Origin of the sequence: Pseudomonas sp. CNPSo 3701 (assembly GCF_028674975.1) — a bacterium.
Classification (GTDB): Bacteria; Pseudomonadota; Gammaproteobacteria; order Pseudomonadales; family Pseudomonadaceae; genus Aquipseudomonas; species Aquipseudomonas straminea.
Genome location: NZ_JAQZSI010000004.1, coordinates 862200 through 878810, shown reverse-complemented (window position 1 = coordinate 878810; position 16611 = coordinate 862200). Strand labels below are relative to the sequence as shown.

Below are 16611 nucleotides of genomic sequence, written 5' to 3'. Positions count from 1 at the left end.
GTGCAGCAGGGCGTTTTTGTTACCTCGCGCGTCAGCCACGTTGGCCGGCAACAGTGCCACAATAGCGGCCTGCCTTGATTCGAGCCAAACCGCCTTTCCATGAAAATCCTCAGCCTGCGCCTGAAGAACCTCAATTCGCTCAAGGGCGAGTGGAAGATCGATTTCACCGCCGAGCCCTTCGCCAGCAATGGCCTGTTCGCCATCACCGGGCCGACCGGCGCCGGCAAGACCACGCTGCTCGATGCCATCTGCCTGGCCCTGTATCACCGCACCCCGCGCATGGACAAGGTCGGCGGCGAGAACGAGCTGATGACACGGCACACCGCCGAGTGCCTGGCTGAGGTCGAATTCGCGGTGAAGGGCCAAGGCTATCGTGCGTTCTGGAGCCAGCGCCGCGCGCGGGACAAGGCCGATGGTGCGCTGCAGGGCGCCAAGGCCGAGCTGGCGAAGCTGGACGGCCAGATCATCACCGACAAGCTCAGCGAAAAGCCAAAAGAGGTGGAGCGCCTGACCGGCCTGGATTTTGGCCGTTTCACCAAATCGATGCTGCTGGCCCAGGGAGGCTTCGCGGCCTTCCTCGAAGCCAGCGCCAACCAGCGCGCCGAGCTGCTCGAGGAGCTGACCGGCACCGATATCTACGGGCAGATTTCCCAGCGCGTGTTCGAGCAGACTCGTGAGGTGAGAAGCCAGCTCGATCAACTGCGCGCCCGCGCCGAAGGCGTCGAGCTGCTGAGTGACGAACAACGCCAGGCGCTGACTGATGAGGCGACGCAGCTGGCGATCGAGGAGGGTGAAACGCAAGCCGCCTGCGCTGAAGCTAGCCGTCAGCGGCAGTGGCTGACCGACCTGGCACGTGCCGAGGAGCAGGCCGCGGCCGCGACCGCTCAGGTGGAGTCCGCTGCTCAGGCCGAGCGTGACGACGCGGATGAGCTGGCGCGGCTGCAACTGAGCGAGCCCGCTCAACGCCTGCAGCCGCTGTACCAGGCCGGGCGTGATGCTGCCCGTGCATTGGTAGCCAACGAAGAACAGCAGCGCAATCATCAACAGGAACTTGCCCAGGCCCAGGCGCAATGGCGTAGCAGCCTCGAGCAAGCCACCGGCGCCAGCGCAGCCCTGGCGTTGGAAAAACAACAGGCGGTGCAGCGGCTCGAGGCTGAGTGCCAGAGCCTGGATGCACAGCTGCAGGCCTGCGCTGACCACGAACGTTTAGCTGCCCAGCTCAGCGGCTGGCAGCAGGCCTTTCAGGCCCGTGATCAGTCCCGGCAATCCCTTGCCAGCCTGCAGGCTCGCCAGCAGGCCGGTGCCGGGCAGTTGCAGCAGTTCGTAGAGCAGCTGAATGGCCTTGCCCAGTCGATGCAGGCGGCCACCCAGGCGAAAGCCGAGGCCGAGCGGGCGGTCAGTGAGGTGGAAGGTCGCTGGCAAGCTGCCTTGGCCGGTCGCAGCGAGGCGCAGTGGCGTGAGCATTGGCAGCAGGTACACGCCCGCGGCAGCGCCCTTGAGCAACTGGCGCAGCTGGCCGAGCGACGCAACCAGTTGAATCAGCAGCGCCAGCGCACGGCCGCCAACCTGGCCCGCCAGCAGCAGAGCCTGGCTGAAAAGGAGGCCGAGCGTGCGGCCCTGCGCGAGCGCTACCGTGAGGTCAAGCAGCGCCTGGCCGACCAGGAAAAGCTGCTGGAGCAGGAACAGCGCATCCGCGCCCTGGAAACCTACCGCGCACAGTTGCAGGCCGACGAGCCCTGTCCGTTGTGCGGCGCTACCGAACACCCGGCCATCGCCGCCTATCAGGCGCTGGACGTTTCGGCAACCCAGCGTGAGCGCGATGAGGTGCGGCAAACCCTTGATGCCCTTACCGAGCAAGGGCAGCAGCTCAGCAGCCAGGTCGCGGCTCTGCAAACCCAAGTCGCCCAGAGCCAGGAGCAGGATCAGGAACTGCAGCATCAGCTCGACTCTCTGGCCGCCACCTGGCAGCGCCTGGGCGAAACCCTCGACCCGCTGCCCGAAGACGACCAGGCCCTTGCTGCCGCGCAAACCCGCCAGCTCAACGAGCATGTGGAGATCAACGCCACACTGAAAAAAATCGATGGCCTCAAAAGCGAACTGGAGCGGGCGCGTCAGGCCGCCAGCCTCGCCAGCCAGAAACACCAAGCGGCGCAGCACCAGCAGGCGGCCATCGAGCATGAGCGTGATCTGGCGCAGGCCGCCCGGCAGGCGCTGGATGAACAGTTAATCGCTCAACGCGAACAGCTCAGCGCCATCGAACGCGACCTGGCCACCCAGCTCGCTGCTTTCGGCCACGAGTTGCCGGACGACGGCGCCGCCTGGCTGGCCGCCCGCCAGGCAGAGGCTGTTCGCTGGCAAGACACCCAGCGGCGGCGTCAGGCGCTGGCCCAGCAACTGCCGACGCTGCAGCACCAGGCCGGCGAGGCTGATAAGCAGGCCCTGCAGTGGCAAGCCCGCTGGCAGCAAGCCGATGGCGAGCCGCTTGCCGCTGCACTGATGGAGCAGGCTGCGGTGCGCCTCGAATCTGCCCAGGCCAACTGGGAAAGCGCCGAGCGGCGCTGCCTGGAACTGCGCGTTACGCTGGACAGCATTGCCCGTCAGCAGGAAGCGTTGCGCGATGCCGAGCAGGCCGCTGCGCAGCAGTGGCAAACCGCATTGGGCGGCAGCCCGATCGCCGACGAGTCAGCATTTCTCGGCGCTGTGCTCGATGACGAGCAGCGCGAGCAACTCCAGGTACTCAAACAACGCCTGGAAAAGGCCCAGACCGAAGCGCGCGCCCTACAAGCCTCTGCCCAGGCACAACTGGTCGCGTTGCGCGCCGAGCCGCAGACCGAGCACAGCGCCGCGTACCTGGATGAACAGATGCAAGTCCTGCAAGCGACGCTGAGGCAGCTCGGTCAACGCCAGGGCGAGATCCGTGGGCAACTGCAGGGCGATGACCAGCGCCGCTTGAACCAGCAGGCGCTGTTCGAGTCCATCTCCCGCCAGCAGATCGAGTACGACAACTGGCAGCAGCTCAACAGCCTTATCGGCTCGGCCGACGGCGCCAAGTACCGGCGCTTCGCCCAGGGTTTGACCCTCGGCCATCTGGTGCACCTGGCCAACGGGCAGCTGCAGCGCCTGCATGGCCGCTATCAACTGGCGCGCAAATCCCTAGGCGAACTGGAGCTGGAGGTCGTCGACACCTGGCAGGGCGATGTAGCCCGCGATACGCGAACCCTGTCCGGTGGCGAGAGCTTTCTGGTCAGCCTGGCGCTGGCGCTGGCGCTTTCCGATCTGGTCAGCCACAAGACGCGCATCGACTCGCTGTTTCTCGATGAAGGCTTCGGCACCCTGGACGGCGAAACCCTGGAGGTGGCCCTCGATGCCCTGGACAATCTCAACGCCAGCGGCAAGATGGTCGGTGTGATCAGCCACGTCGAGGCGCTCAAGGAGCGTGTTGCCGTGCAGCTCAAGGTCAACAAAGGTGTAGGCATGGGCTACAGCACCCTGGAGAAACGCTATGCGATTTAAATTTCTGGCAGCGTGCCTCTTGGCATCCAGCCTTGTGCACGCCGAAGACGTACAGAAGGATCACGGCCTGCAGGCGATGGACGAGCGCGGCTGCGTGCTGGGCAATGCCGGTATGCAGGCGCCGACCCTGACGCTGATGGCCGCTGCTTACGGCGAGTCCGAGGCGCGCAAGGACATGGCGCTGGCGCAGATGAAACAGGCGCTGGCGGCAGGTTGTCCGGTCGACGAGCCGGACCAGATGGGCCTGTCGGCGCTCAATGGCGCCATCCTCTATAACGAACCGGTGCTGGTGAAGCTGCTGCTCGAGCACGGCGCCAATCCCAAGCGCAAGATCGTCAACCCGAAAACCACCCTCAATGGCCTCGACTCCTTCGCCTTTCTTGACCTGCTCGGCAAGCGCGACGGCAAGCAGGATCGCAAGGCCATCCGCTCGATGCTGAAGGCAGCACGTTAGCGTTTCGCTTGTGCCGCTCATGGTGTTTCGCGCCGGTTGCAAATTCAGCGCGGAACCATGTGGCGGCAGGGCTATCTGTTGTAGGGATTTTTCATTGCCCAACGGGCGACATGCAGACTCCTTACCGATTCAGGGATGCCCATGCATAGACGTGACCTTCTCAAAGCCTCGATGATGATGGCCGCTGCCAGCGGTTTGCCGGCCAGCCTTTTCAGCCTGCACAGCTTCGCCAAGACCGCCGACGGCGAGGCCGAGCCCTTCGACTTCAAGCAGTTGCAGGCGCGAGCCAAGAAAATGGCCGGCAGTGCCTACAAGAGCACTGCCGAGGTGCTGCCCAAGACTCTTGCCGAGTTGACGCCCCAGCAGTTCAACGCGATCCAGTACGACCCGGCCCATTCGCTGTGGAACGAGCTGGGCGGCCAGTTGGACGTGCAGTTCTTCCACGTTGGCATGGGCTTTCGCCAGCCGGTGCGCATGCACGCCGTCGATCCCAAGAGCCGCCAGGCGCGTGAGGTGCATTTCCGCCCCGAGCTGTTCGAGTACGGCAAGAGCGGCGTGGATGTATCCCAGCTCAAGGGTGACCTGGGCTTTGCCGGCCTCAAGGTTTTCAAGCAGCCGAACATCGCCAAGTACGACATCGTCTCGTTCCTCGGTGCCAGCTACTTCCGCGCGGTGGATAACACCGGCCAGTACGGGCTGTCGGCCCGCGGCATGGCCATCGACACCTTCAGCGACAAGCCGGAGGAATTTCCGGACTTCATCGAATTCTGGTTCGAAACCCCGGCCAAGGACGCCACCCGTTTCGTGCTCTATGCACTGCTCGACTCGCCGAGCGCCACCGGTGCCTTCCGCTTCGATATCGACTGCCTGGAAGACCGCGTGGTGATGGACATCGACGCCCATATCAATGCACGCAAGGCCATCAAGCAGCTGGGCATCACGCCGATGACCAGCATGTTCGCTTGCGGCGGCCATGAGCGTAATCGCTGCGACTTTATCGCCACGGCGATCCACGACAGCGATCGGCTGTCCATGTGGCGCGGGAACGGCGAGTGGGTCTGCCGGCCGCTGAACAACCCGGAAAAACTGCAGTTCAACGCCTTCGCCGACACCAATCCAAAAGGCTTCGGCCTGGTGCAGTTCGATCACGATTTCCAGTCCTACCAGGACACCGTGGTCTGGTACAGCCGCCGACCGAGCCTGTGGGTCGAGCCGACCACCCAGTGGGGCGAGGGCAGCATCGATCTGCTGGAGATTCCCACCACCGGCGAGACCATGGATAACATCGTCTGCTTCTGGAATCCCAAGCAGGCCATCGAACCTGGCACCTCGCTGAATTTCGGCTACAAGCTGCACTGGGCCGCACTACCGCCGGTCAAACCGACTCTGGCCCAGGTGCATGGCACCCGCTCCGGCATGGGCGGTTTCACCCTCGGCTGGGCGCCGGGCGAACACTGGCCGAAAGTCTGGGCGCGCCGTTTCGCCATCGACTTCGCGGGCGGTCCGTTGGCCAAAATGGATGCCAAGGCCCAGGTCGAGGTGGTGGTCGAGGCTTCCCACGGCGAGGCCAAGGATTTCAGCATCCTGGCCTTGTATCCGGAGGTGGAAGGTTTCCGTGCGCAGTTCGACTGGTTCCCCACCAGCGACAGCGTCGAGCCGGTGAACATGCGCGCATACCTGCGCCGCGTCGACAACAAGGAAGTGCTCAGCGAAACCTGGCTGTACCAGTACTTCCCGCCAGCGCCAGCAGAGCGCCGTTATCCGGATTGGAAATCGGATAGCTGATCGAGCGAGCAGGGCAGGCGCCTCCTTTGGGCGGTGCGCTGCCCACGCTCCGGGCCGGCCTGATAGACTGGCGCACTTTTTCCGATTCCAAGAAGTGCGCCATGGCCCTGCCGTCCACGACCTACAAGGTCGATCTCAACCTCACCGATATCGACCGCAACATCTATGAAAGCCTGCGCTTCACCGTGGCCCGCCATCCTTCGGAAACCGAGGAACGACTGGCTTCGCGGCTGATCGCCTATGCGCTGTTCTATCAGGAAAACCTCGCCTTTGGCCGTGGCCTGTCGGACGTCGACGAGCCGGCGCTGTGGGAAAAGAGCCTCGATGGCCGCGTGCTGCACTGGATCGAAGTCGGCCAGCCGGACAGCGAGCGCATCACCTGGTGCTCGCGGCGTACCGAGAAATTCAGCCTGGTGGCCTACGGCAATCTGCGCGTGTGGCAGACCAAGTGCCTGGACCCGGTACGCAGCTTGAAGAACATCAACGTCGTCGCCCTCGGTCAGGAGGCCCTGGCGGAACTGTCCCAGGATCTGCCTCGTTCGCTGTCCTGGAGCGTGATGATCAGCGACGGCGAACTGTTCGTCACCGACGAGCGCGGCCAGCACGAAATCCCGGTGGAGTGGCTGGCCGGCGAGCGTGAACTGAGCAACTGATGCAAACCGGGCTTCGGCCCACGATTCAACCGCACGAGTAGAAAACCCGTCCATGCGTATCGAGTCCCGCCCGCTTCCCGATTCACTGCCCGACCTGGGCAACCTGCCGCCGTTGTTGACCCGCCTTTATGCCGCACGCGGGGTGCGCTCGGCAGTGGAGCTGGAAAAGGGCCTGGCGCGGCTGATTCCGTTCAGCCAGCTCAAGGGCATCGATGCCGCGGTCGAGCTGCTGGTCGAGGGCTTGCGGCAACGCCAGCGCATGCTGATCGTCGGTGATTTCGACGCCGACGGCGCCACGGCGAGTACCGTCGGCCTGCTCGGCCTGCGCATGCTGGGCGCCGCCCACGTCGATTACCTGGTGCCCAACCGCTTCGAATACGGCTACGGCCTGACCCCGGAAATCGTCGCCGTGGCGCTGGGCCGCGAGCCTGAATTGCTGATCACCGTCGATAACGGCATATCCAGCATCGAAGGCGTGGCCGCGGCCAAGGCGGCCGGGCTGAAGGTGCTGGTCACCGACCATCACCTGCCGGGCCACGAGCTGCCGGCGGCCGATGCCATCGTCAATCCCAACCAGCCGGGCTGCAATTTCCCCAGCAAATCCCTGGCCGGCGTCGGGGTGATCTTCTACGTGCTGCTGGCGCTGCGTGCGCGGCTGCGCGAACTGGGTTGGTTCACCGCCGAGCGGCCCGAGCCGAACCTGGGCGAGCTGCTCGATCTGGTCGCCCTGGGCAGCGTGGCTGACGTGGTGCCGCTGGACGCCAACAACCGCATCCTGGTGCATCAGGGCCTGGCGCGTATTCGTGCTGGTCGCGCCCGCCCTGGGCTGCGCGCGCTGCTGGAAGTGGCTGGCAAGCAGCACGCACGGATCACGTCGACCGACCTGGGCTTTATCCTCGGGCCGCGGTTGAATGCGGCCGGGCGCCTCGATGACATGAGCTTGGGCATCGAATGTCTGCTCTGTGAAGACGAAGCCCTGGCCCGTGACATGGCGGTGCAGCTCGACCAGCTCAATCAGGACCGCAAGGCCATTGAGCAGGGCATGCAGCGCGAGGCCCTGGCCCAGCTCAAGGATTTGCCGGTAGAAAATCTGCCGTTCGGCCTGTGCCTGTTCGAGGCGGACTGGCACCAGGGCGTGATCGGCATCCTCGCCTCGCGCCTGAAGGAGCGCTACCACCGCCCGACCATCGCTTTCGCCGATGCCGGGGAGGGCATGCTCAAGGGTTCGGCGCGTTCGGTGCCGGGGTTTCATATCCGTGACGCGCTGGACGCCGTGGCCTCGCGCCACCCAGGGCTGATCAGCAAGTTCGGCGGTCACGCCATGGCCGCCGGCCTGTCGTTGCCGGCCGAGCACTTCGAGACCTTTGCCAGGGCCTTCGACGATGAAGTCCGCCGCCAGCTCTGCGAGGACGACCTGACCGGTAGGCTGCTTTCCGACGGCGTGCTGAGCATCGACGAATTCAACCTGCCGCTGGCCCGCGAACTGCGCAACGCCGGCCCCTGGGGCCAACATTTCCCCGAGCCGCTATTCCACGGCGCGTTCCAGTTGGTCCAGCAGCGCATCGTCGGTGAGCGTCACCTCAAGGTGGTGCTCAAGAGCGAGTGCGGCAGCGTTCAGCTGGACGGCATTGCCTTTGGCGTCGACCGCGAAGTGTGGCCCAACCCGACCGTGCGCTGGGTTGAGCTGGCCTACAAGCTGGACGTCAATGAGTTCCGTGGTCAGGAGTCGGTGCAGTTGCTGATCTCCCACCTGGCGCCGCGCTGATCGCATCACCACACGCCTTATCGCCGCCTATGAACGTTGCCTGCAGGTCATCTGTCCATCGACCTGCGAGGCACGGCCGTTCGCGCAATATCCTGACGCAATCTGTAACCGACGGCGGCCAGGCTTCGCAGTAGATTCATCCGTTCCGAATCCCTGGAGACGTCCATGAATACGCGTGGCTTGCTCGATCAACTGCTCAAGTCCGGGCAGCAATTGCTGCAACAGAAAAGCGCTGGCAAATCCTCATCCGGCCTGGGTGATGCCCTGGGCGGCCTACTTGGCGGCGCTTCTGGTAAAACCTCTGGCGGTGGTAGCGATCTGGGGTCGATGCTCAAGGGCGCCGGTGGCGGCGCTGCGCTGGCTATGCTGCTGGGCAACAAACGGGTCCGCAAGGTCGGTGGCAAGGTGGCGATCTATGGCGGTTTGGCCGCCCTTGGCGTGATCGCCTACAAGGCCTACGGCAACTGGCAGGCCAAGCAGGCCGGCGCGCCCAAGGGTGAGCCGCAGACTATCGATCGTCTGCCGGCGTCCGAAGTGGAACTGCACAGCCAGAGCATCCTCAAGGCGCTGGTGGCTGCAGCCAAGGCCGACGGTCATGTCGACGAACGCGAGCGCGAGCTGATCGAGGGCGAGTTCAGCAAGCTGGCCAGCGACAGCGAAACTCAACATTGGCTGCACGCCGAGCTGAACAAACCACTGGACCCGGCCGAGGTGGCGCGCGCCGCCAGTACGCCGGAAATGGCCGCGGAGATGTACGTGGCCAGCGTGCTGATGGTCGACGAGGAGCACTTCATGGAGCGCGCCTATCTGGACGAGCTGGCCCGCCACCTCAAGCTCGACCCGGCCCTCAAGGCCGAGCTGGAGACCCAGGTCCGACAAGACCTCAATTAATTTCCCGCACTATGACTGCCGGTGGCCTCGTGCCGCCCGGCAGCTGTCCGTGTTCTCCCCCCTCATGTCCGGGCGCCTGTTCTACAGTGAATAGGTCCGGTCTCGCTTGCGCTGCACTCGCAACGCCCCTAGAGTCCGGCAGCATGAGCTGGAGGCGCTGCCCTGCGGCGGATCAGGAATATCGGCAGATGGGGTTGAATGTGAAGAACTGGACTGTTCGCCAGCGTATCCAGGCAAGTTTTGCGGTCATCATCGCGATCATGTTGCTGATGGCAGTAGCCTCTTTCGAGCGTTTGCTCAAGGTCGAAGAGGGCGCGACCCGATTGCTGGAAGACGCCATGCCGGGCATGTTCCATATCACTCAGGTGCGCAGTGCCTGGACCGACATGTTCCATCAGACCATCGTGCAGGTCAGTCTGCGCGAGGCGCATACGCTTACCGACGCGGACAAGCATCTGGTTCAGGGCGCCACCGAAAAATTGGCTGCATCTCTGAACGAGTACCGCCCTACCATCCGCGACGAAGCCGATCGCAACGCGCTCGAGGCATTCGAGAAAACTCGCGACCTGTTCAATCAACAGCAGGCCGAGGTACTGGCCATGTACGAGCAGGGTCGTCAGGCTGAGGCACGTAAGGAGTTGAACGGATTGCTGACCGACACCTGGAATGTTGGGCGTGGCCAGCTGACCTCGATGATCGAACTCAACCGCGATGTCGCCTACACCGAGGGCCGCGACATCGTCAACGCGGTCAATCGGGCCGAGTTGGGAATGGCGATCTCCGTGGTATTGGCGATCATCGCCGCGTTCGTATGCGGCTATTTCCTGATGCAGGCGATCACCCGGCCAGTGCAGCAGGTCGTGCTAACGTTGCAGACCCTGGCTAGCGGCGATTTCACGACACGCCTGAATCTGGGCCGTCGCGACGAGTTCGGCGCTATCGAAACCGGTTTCAACGGTATGGCAGAAGAAATCAAAGCGCTGGTCGCCCAGGCGCAGCGCTCGGCCGTGCAGGTCACCACCTCGGTGACCGAGATCGCCGCTACCTCCAAGCAGCAGCAGGCTACGGCTACCGAAACGGCTGCCACCACTACGGAAATCGGCGCCACCTCCAGGGAAATCGCTGCTACGTCCCGGGACCTGGTGCGCACCATGACTGAGGTTTCCGGCGCCGCCGAACAAACCTCGACCCTGGCCGGTGCCGGCCAACTCGGCTTGGCGCGCATGGAAGACACCATGCACCAGGTCATGAGCGCCGCCGAGCTGGTCAACGCCAAGCTGGCGATCCTCAACGAGAAGGCTGGCAACATCAATCACGTGGTCACCACCATCGTCAAAGTGGCGGATCAGACCAACCTGCTGTCGCTCAATGCGGCCATCGAGGCGGAGAAGGCCGGGGAGTACGGGCGGGGGTTCGCGGTGGTCGCCACCGAAGTGCGCCGCCTGGCTGATCAGACGGCGGTGGCCACCTACGACATCGAGCAGATGGTGCGTGAGATCCAGTCGGCAGTATCCGCCGGTGTTATGGGCATGGACCGCTTCTCTGAGGAGGTACGCCGCGGTATCGCCGAGGTGGGGCAAGTCGGTGAGCAGTTGGCGCAGATCATTCATCAGGTGCAGGCGCTGGCGCCGCGCGTGCTGATGGTCAACGAAGGCATGCAGGCGCAGTCCACCGGCGCCGAGCAGATCAACCAGGCGCTGGTGCAGCTCAGCGAGGCCTCGTCGCAGACCGTCGAGTCGCTGCGCCAGGCCAGCGCCTCCATCGACGACCTCAATCTCGTGGCGAACGGTCTGCGCACCGGCGTCAGCCGCTTCAAGGTCTGAATCAATGACCGAGGCAGGCAGGTCTTCGCCGGGGCGGCGTAGTCCGGGACAACTGTTCCTGCTGTTCAGCATGGGCAGCGACCGCTACGCCCTGGACGTTCACGAGGTGGTCGAAGTGTTGCCGTTGCGCCGCTTTAAGCAGATTCCCGCCGCACCAACGTGGGTGGCTGGATTGTTCGTGTTTCGCGGCACACCCGTGCCGGTGATCGACCTGGCTGCCCAGGCGCTAGGGCAGCCTGCAGTGGTGCGCACCAGCACCCGCTTGGTCGTCGTGCATTATCAGACCCGCTGGCTGGGCCTGATTCTGGAGCAGGCCAGTGACACCCTGCGCAGCCCAGCAGAGTCCTTTGTGGAAAGCGGCTTCGACCTGCCGAACGCCCGGTATCTGGGCCCGGTCCTCAAGTCCGAGCAGGGCCTGGTGCAGTGGGTTCGGGTCGCGGACCTGCTCGACGAGCCGGTCCGCGAGTTACTGTACGCGCCGCTTGCGGAGGGCGGTCGATGAGCGCGCGTTTTGAACGGCTCCTGCACGGCCTTATCGGCCTGGATGCCGAATCAGTCGGTCAGGTGGTGATCGAGCGTGCGGTTCGTCAGCGTATCGCGGCACTGAGCTGTGGCGACGAGGATACCTACTGGTTGAAAGTGCAGGGGTCGGCCAGTGAGCAGCAGGCGCTGGTCGAGGCGGTGGTGGTGCCGGAAACCTGGTTCTTCCGTTACCCGGAATCCTTCGTCGCGCTGGTTAGCCTGGCCCGTGAGCGCTGCGTGCAACTGGCTGGTGCCCGGCCGCTGCGCATCCTCAGCCTGCCATGCTCAACCGGCGAGGAGCCCTATTCGATCGCCATGGCACTGCTTGATGCCGGTGTGCCAGGTGACGGCTTTCGCATCGATGCCATGGACATCAGCGAGGTCAACCTGCAGAGAGCCGAGCGGGCCCTGTATGGCCGCAATTCCTTTCGTGGCGACGACCTGAGCTTTCGTGATCGTCATTTCAGCGAAACCCCAGAGGGCTTCGAGCTGCGCACTGAGGTACGACGCAAGGTGCGCCTGCTGGCTGGCAATCTACTCGCGCCCGGCTTGCTGGCCGGCGAAGCGCCCTATGATTTCGTGTTCTGCCGCAACCTGCTGATCTACTTTGACCGACCGACCCAACATGCGGTAGCCGCTGTGTTGCAGCGACTAATGCGCGATGATGGTGCAATGTTCATCGGCCCCGCCGAGGCCAGCCTGTTCAGCCAGATCGGCATGCAGGCGTTGAGTATTCCGCTGGCGTTTGTATTTCGTCGTCAGGCCGCCCGGCCAGTGCAGTCGCCAGCGCCAAGCCTTCAAGTTCCGGCGAAGCCTGCGCCCAGAACAGCGCCTTTACCGCGCTCGGCTGCCCGGGTGCCTGCTGCGGTACTTCGCACGCCGGTCACGGCGACTGCACCTGCTGCGGTCGTTGCCGATAGCGCACTGGAGGAAATTGCCGCCCTCGCCAATGCCGGGCGCAGTGACGAAGCGCGCGCCGCCTGTGAGCGCTACCTCGCCGCCCATGGGCCAGACGCCCAGGTGTTTTACTGGCTAGGGTTGCTCAGCGATGTGGCCGGGCGCCGCAGCGAAGCCCAGGCCTATTACCGCAAAACCCTTTACCTGGCGCCGACCCATGCCGAGGCCCTGGCGCACCTGTCGGCGCTGCTCGCCGCCGGTGGCGACTTGGCCGGTGCCAAGCGCCTGCAACAGCGAGCGGGCCGTGGAGTGAGCCGTGATGAGCGATAACTTGCTGCCGCTGAGCGATGCCGAGCGCGATGCCGTCGACGACTGCTGGAACCGCATCGGCGTGCAGGGCGACAAGTCCTGCGAGCGCCTGGTCAAACATATCCACTGCCGCAATTGCGAAGTGCACGCCGAACTGGCTACTCGACTGCTGGACCGCTTCGCGCTGCAGCGCAGCGACGCCCAGCCCGATGAGGAATGGGTCGAGCAGGACGACAGCGAGCGCCGTTCGCTGCTGCTGTTCCGTTTGGGCGATGCCTGGTTGGCCTTGCCGACCCGGGCGCTCAGCGAAGTCGCCGCCAGTACGCCGATCCATTCCCTGCCGCACCAGCGCTCGCTGGGGCTGATTGGCGTGACCAACGTGCGCGGCGCCCTGGTGGCGTGCTTTTCCCTGGGCGAAATGCTCGGGCTCGAGCCCGGTGAGGCGGTAAGCGAGCGCCGCGTGGTGCCGCGTATGCTGATCTTCAACCTGGCGGACGGGCCGGTGGTGATTCCGGTCGACGAGGTCGAGGGCATCGAGGCGATCGCCGTCGGCCAGATCGTCGAGTCCGGCGCTGGCAGCGTACCGGTGGGCCGCCGGTTCGCGGCGGGCGTGTTGCAATGGAAAGGCCGTAGCGTGACCCTGCTTGACGAACAGCTCGTGCAGCAGACTATCGCCAGGAGTCTCGGATGACGCCCGATCAGATGCGCGACGCATCACTGCTGGAGCTGTTCAAGCTTGAAGCCGAGGCCCAGACCCAGGTGCTCAACAGCGGCCTGATGGTGCTCGAGCGTGACCCACGGCATGCCAGCAGCCTCGAGGCCTGCATGCGCGCGGCCCACTCGCTCAAGGGGGCGGCACGTATCGTCGGCCTGGATGCCGGGGTCAAGGTCGCCCACGTCATGGAGGATTGCCTGGTCGAAGCCCAGGAAGGCCGCCTGCTGCTCAGCCCTGAGCACATCGACGCCTTGCTGCAGGGCGCCGATATTCTGCTTGGGCTTGGCACGCCGCTTCAGCCCGGTGCGGTTGATCCTGGTATCGACGCCCTGGTGGCGCGCCTGGGCGCATTGGCGCGCGGGCTCCCGGTTCCGTCTGCGGCGCCGGTGCAAGCATCAACTCCTATTGCGGAGCCTGCTGCCGCCATTGCGCCATCCGAGTCGCCAGTTAAAGCACCTGTTGTCGAGCCGCCCGTTGCACTGCCGCCTGCCAAACCGGAACCCAGCGAGCCTGCAGGCGAGGGCCGCGCTCGGATTCTGCGGGTCAGTGCCGAACGACTCGATCACCTGCTGGATATCTCCAGCAAATCCCTGGTGGAATTCCAGCGCATCAAAACCCTGGGCGACAGCCTGCAGCGCCTGAAACGTCTGCAGGCCACAGCCCGCCGCGCACTGGATGTGGCACGCGAAGCGTTGCCCAAGGGCGCTTTGGATGCCCAGGCCGAGGCCATGCTGCAGGAAACCCGCCAGGCGCTTGGCGAGTGCCAGCAGCTGCTGGTTCAGCACATGACCGACCTGGACGACTTCGGCTGGCAGGGTGGACAGCGCGCCCAGTCGCTCTACGACGCTGCGCTGGCCTCGCGCATGCGTCCATTCGCCGATGTGCTGGCCGGGCAGGAACGCATGCTGCGTGACCTATCCCGCTCGCTTGGCAAGCAGGTGCGCCTGGTGGTCGAAGGCGAGAGCACCCAGGTCGACCGCGACGTGCTTGAACGCCTCGAAGCGCCGCTCACCCATCTGCTACGCAATGCTCTGGACCACGGTATCGAAACGCCCGAGCGGCGCCTGGCTCAGGGCAAACCGGCCGAAGGGCAGATTCTGATCCGTGCCCGTCACCATGCCGGCATGCTGTTGCTCGAGCTGCGCGACGATGGCGGCGGCGTTGATCTCGAGAAGCTGCGCCAGGCGGTGATCAGCCGCGGTTTCGCCACCGAGCAGACTGGCGAGCAGCTGACCGAAGACGAACTGCTGGCTTTCCTGTTCCTGCCCGGCTTCAGCATGCGCGATCAGGTTACCGAGGTGTCTGGCCGTGGTGTTGGCCTGGACGCCGTGCAGCATATGGTGCGGCAGCTGCGTGGCGGCGTGCGCATGCAGCAGCGCCATGGCGAGGGCTCGACCTTCCACCTGGAAGTGCCGCTGACCTTGTCGGTGGTCCGCAGCCTGGTGGTCGAGGTGGGCGGCGAAGCCTACGCGCTGCCGCTCGCCCATATTGAACGCATGACCCGTCTGCAGGCCGAGGACATCGTTCAGCTCGAAGGTCGTCAGCACTTCTGGAGCGAGGGCCAGCACGTCGGCCTGATCGCCGCCAGCCAGATTCTCCAGCGCCCGGAAGGCAAGCCCAGCGACAACGGCATCCCCGTGGTGCTGATCCGCGACCGCGACAGCCTGTTCGGTCTGGTGGTCGAGCGCTTCATCGGCGAACGTACCCTGGTGGTGATGCCGCTGGACGCGCGCCTGGGCAAGGTGCAGGACGTATCCGCCGGCGCCCTGCTGGACGACGGTACCCCGGTGTTGATTCTCGATGTCGAGGACATGCTGCATTCGGTGGCCAAGCTGCTCGGCAGCGGGCGCCTGGAACGGGTCGACCGCAACGCCCGGCAACTGGCCGGCAGCAAGCGCAAGCGTGTGCTGGTGGTCGACGACTCGCTGACCGTGCGCGAGCTGGAACGCAAGCTTTTGCTGTCGCGCGGCTACGACGTGGCGGTGGCAGTGGATGGCATGGACGGCTGGAACGCGCTGCGCGCCGAGCACTTCGATTTGCTCATAACTGACATCGACATGCCACGCATGGACGGCATCGAATTGGTCACCCTGGTACGCCGCGACAGCCGCCTGCAGTCGCTGCCGGTGATGGTGGTGTCCTACAAGGATCGGGAAGAAGACCGCCGGCGTGGACTGGATGCCGGGGCCGACTATTATCTTGCCAAGGCCAGTTTCCATGACGAGGCGTTACTCGACGCCGTGGTTGACCTGGTAGGGGAACCACACGAATGAGGATCGGGATCGTCAACGACATGCCGCTCGCGGTGGAAGCCATTCGCCGCGCGTTGGCCCAGGAGCCGGCGCATCGTATCGTCTGGGTGGCGGGCAACGGTGCCGAGGGCGTGGCGTGTTGCCAAGCTGACACGCCGGATCTGGTATTGATGGACTTGCTGATGCCGGTCATGGACGGTGTCGAGGCGACGCGGCGGATCATGGCGCAGACGCCCTGCGCGGTACTGATCGTCTCGGTGGATATCGAGCAGTACGTCAACCGCGTGTTCGAGGCCATGGGGCATGGTGCTCTGGATGCCGTCAACACCCCTTCGCTTGGCGGGCAAAGTAGCGAAGCTGCGGTGCTGCTGCGCAAGATCCAGAACATCGGCTGGCTGATCGGCCAGAGTAGCAACCGCAAGCCGATCGCCGCGGCAACTGCGCCAGCTAACACAGCCGCCCGCCGCCTGGTGGCTATCGGTGCCTCGGCCGGCGGGCCGGCGGCGCTGGCCGTGCTGCTCAAGCAATTACCGCGTAACTTCAATGCTGCAGTGATGCTGGTGCAGCATGTCGACGAAGTGTTCGCTGCCGGCATGGCCGAATGGCTGGCAGGTGAGTCGGCCCTGCCGGTGCGCCTGGCTCGCGATGGTGAGCAACCGCAGCCGGGCCTGGTGCTGCTGGCCGGTACCAACAACCATATGCGCCTGCAGCGCAACGGCACCCTGACCTACACCGCGGAGCCGCGCAGCCACGTATACCGGCCTTCCATCGATGTGTTTTTCGACAGTTTGGTCGAGCACTGGACGGGCGAGGGCATTGGCGTGCTGCTCACCGGCATGGGCCGCGACGGTGCCCAAGGTTTGAAGAACATGCGCAACCGTGGTTTCACCACCATCGCCCAGAACCAGGCCAGCTGCGCGGTGTATGGCATGCCCAAGGCCGCCGCCGAACTGCAGGCGGCCAACGAAATACTCACGCTGGAGCGTATCGCACCACGCATCGTCGAACTGTTTGGCTGATAGACTAACCGCC

Annotated in this window: 12 protein-coding genes; all 12 read left to right on the top strand. The window is 64.7% G+C overall.

Going from position 1 to position 16611, the window contains the following annotated elements; genetic code table 11:
* Positions 1-99 precede the first annotated feature (99 nt).
* Positions 100-3513 (top strand): SbcC/MukB-like Walker B domain-containing protein, encoded by a 3414-nt coding sequence (locus tag PVA39_RS16395; RefSeq protein WP_274124941.1) that lies wholly within the window; start codon positions 100-102, stop codon positions 3511-3513.
* Positions 3514-3532: 19 nt separating this feature from the next.
* Positions 3533-3967: a hypothetical protein gene (locus tag PVA39_RS16390; protein WP_274124940.1), complete on the top strand. Its 435-nt coding sequence runs from the start codon at positions 3533-3535 to the stop codon at positions 3965-3967.
* A 141-nt stretch (positions 3968-4108) separates the two neighbouring features.
* Positions 4109-5752, top strand: coding sequence for a glucan biosynthesis protein (locus PVA39_RS16385; protein ID WP_274124939.1), 1644 nt, complete (start codon positions 4109-4111; stop codon positions 5750-5752).
* 101 nt (positions 5753-5853) lie between these two features.
* Positions 5854-6405, top strand: a complete 552-nt coding sequence (locus tag PVA39_RS16380) for a YaeQ family protein (RefSeq protein ID WP_274124938.1) — start codon at positions 5854-5856, stop codon at positions 6403-6405.
* A gap of 52 nt (positions 6406-6457) precedes the next feature.
* Positions 6458-8170 (top strand): single-stranded-DNA-specific exonuclease RecJ, encoded by a 1713-nt coding sequence (gene recJ / locus PVA39_RS16375; protein ID WP_274124937.1) that lies wholly within the window; start codon positions 6458-6460, stop codon positions 8168-8170.
* A 165-nt stretch (positions 8171-8335) separates the two neighbouring features.
* A complete protein-coding gene (locus PVA39_RS16370) occupies positions 8336-9061 on the top strand; it encodes a tellurite resistance TerB family protein (protein ID WP_274124936.1) in 726 nt (241 codons plus the stop codon).
* Positions 9062-9261: 200 nt separating this feature from the next.
* Entirely contained in the window at positions 9262-10884 is a 1623-nt protein-coding gene (locus PVA39_RS16365; protein WP_274125001.1) for a methyl-accepting chemotaxis protein, read from the top strand.
* 4 nt (positions 10885-10888) lie between these two features.
* On the top strand, positions 10889-11386 hold the full coding sequence (locus tag PVA39_RS16360) for a chemotaxis protein CheW (protein ID WP_274124935.1): 498 nt from the start codon (positions 10889-10891) through the stop codon (positions 11384-11386).
* Positions 11383-12633: a CheR family methyltransferase gene (locus tag PVA39_RS16355; RefSeq protein ID WP_274124934.1), complete on the top strand. Its 1251-nt coding sequence runs from the start codon at positions 11383-11385 to the stop codon at positions 12631-12633. Before PVA39_RS16360 ends, PVA39_RS16355 begins: the two co-directional genes overlap by 4 nt.
* Complete coding sequence (locus PVA39_RS16350) at positions 12623-13303, top strand: chemotaxis protein CheW (protein WP_093506153.1); 681 nt, start codon at positions 12623-12625, stop codon at positions 13301-13303. Before PVA39_RS16355 ends, PVA39_RS16350 begins: the two co-directional genes overlap by 11 nt.
* Positions 13300-15600 carry a hybrid sensor histidine kinase/response regulator gene (locus PVA39_RS16345; RefSeq protein ID WP_274124933.1) on the top strand — a complete coding sequence of 767 codons (2301 nt, stop codon included), beginning with the start codon at positions 13300-13302 and terminating at the stop codon, positions 15598-15600. Before PVA39_RS16350 ends, PVA39_RS16345 begins: the two co-directional genes overlap by 4 nt.
* Positions 15597-16598: a chemotaxis response regulator protein-glutamate methylesterase gene (locus PVA39_RS16340; RefSeq protein ID WP_093506149.1), complete on the top strand. Its 1002-nt coding sequence runs from the start codon at positions 15597-15599 to the stop codon at positions 16596-16598. The genes PVA39_RS16345 and PVA39_RS16340 overlap by 4 nt, the downstream gene beginning before the upstream one ends.
* The last annotated feature ends 13 nt before the right edge of the window (positions 16599-16611 follow it).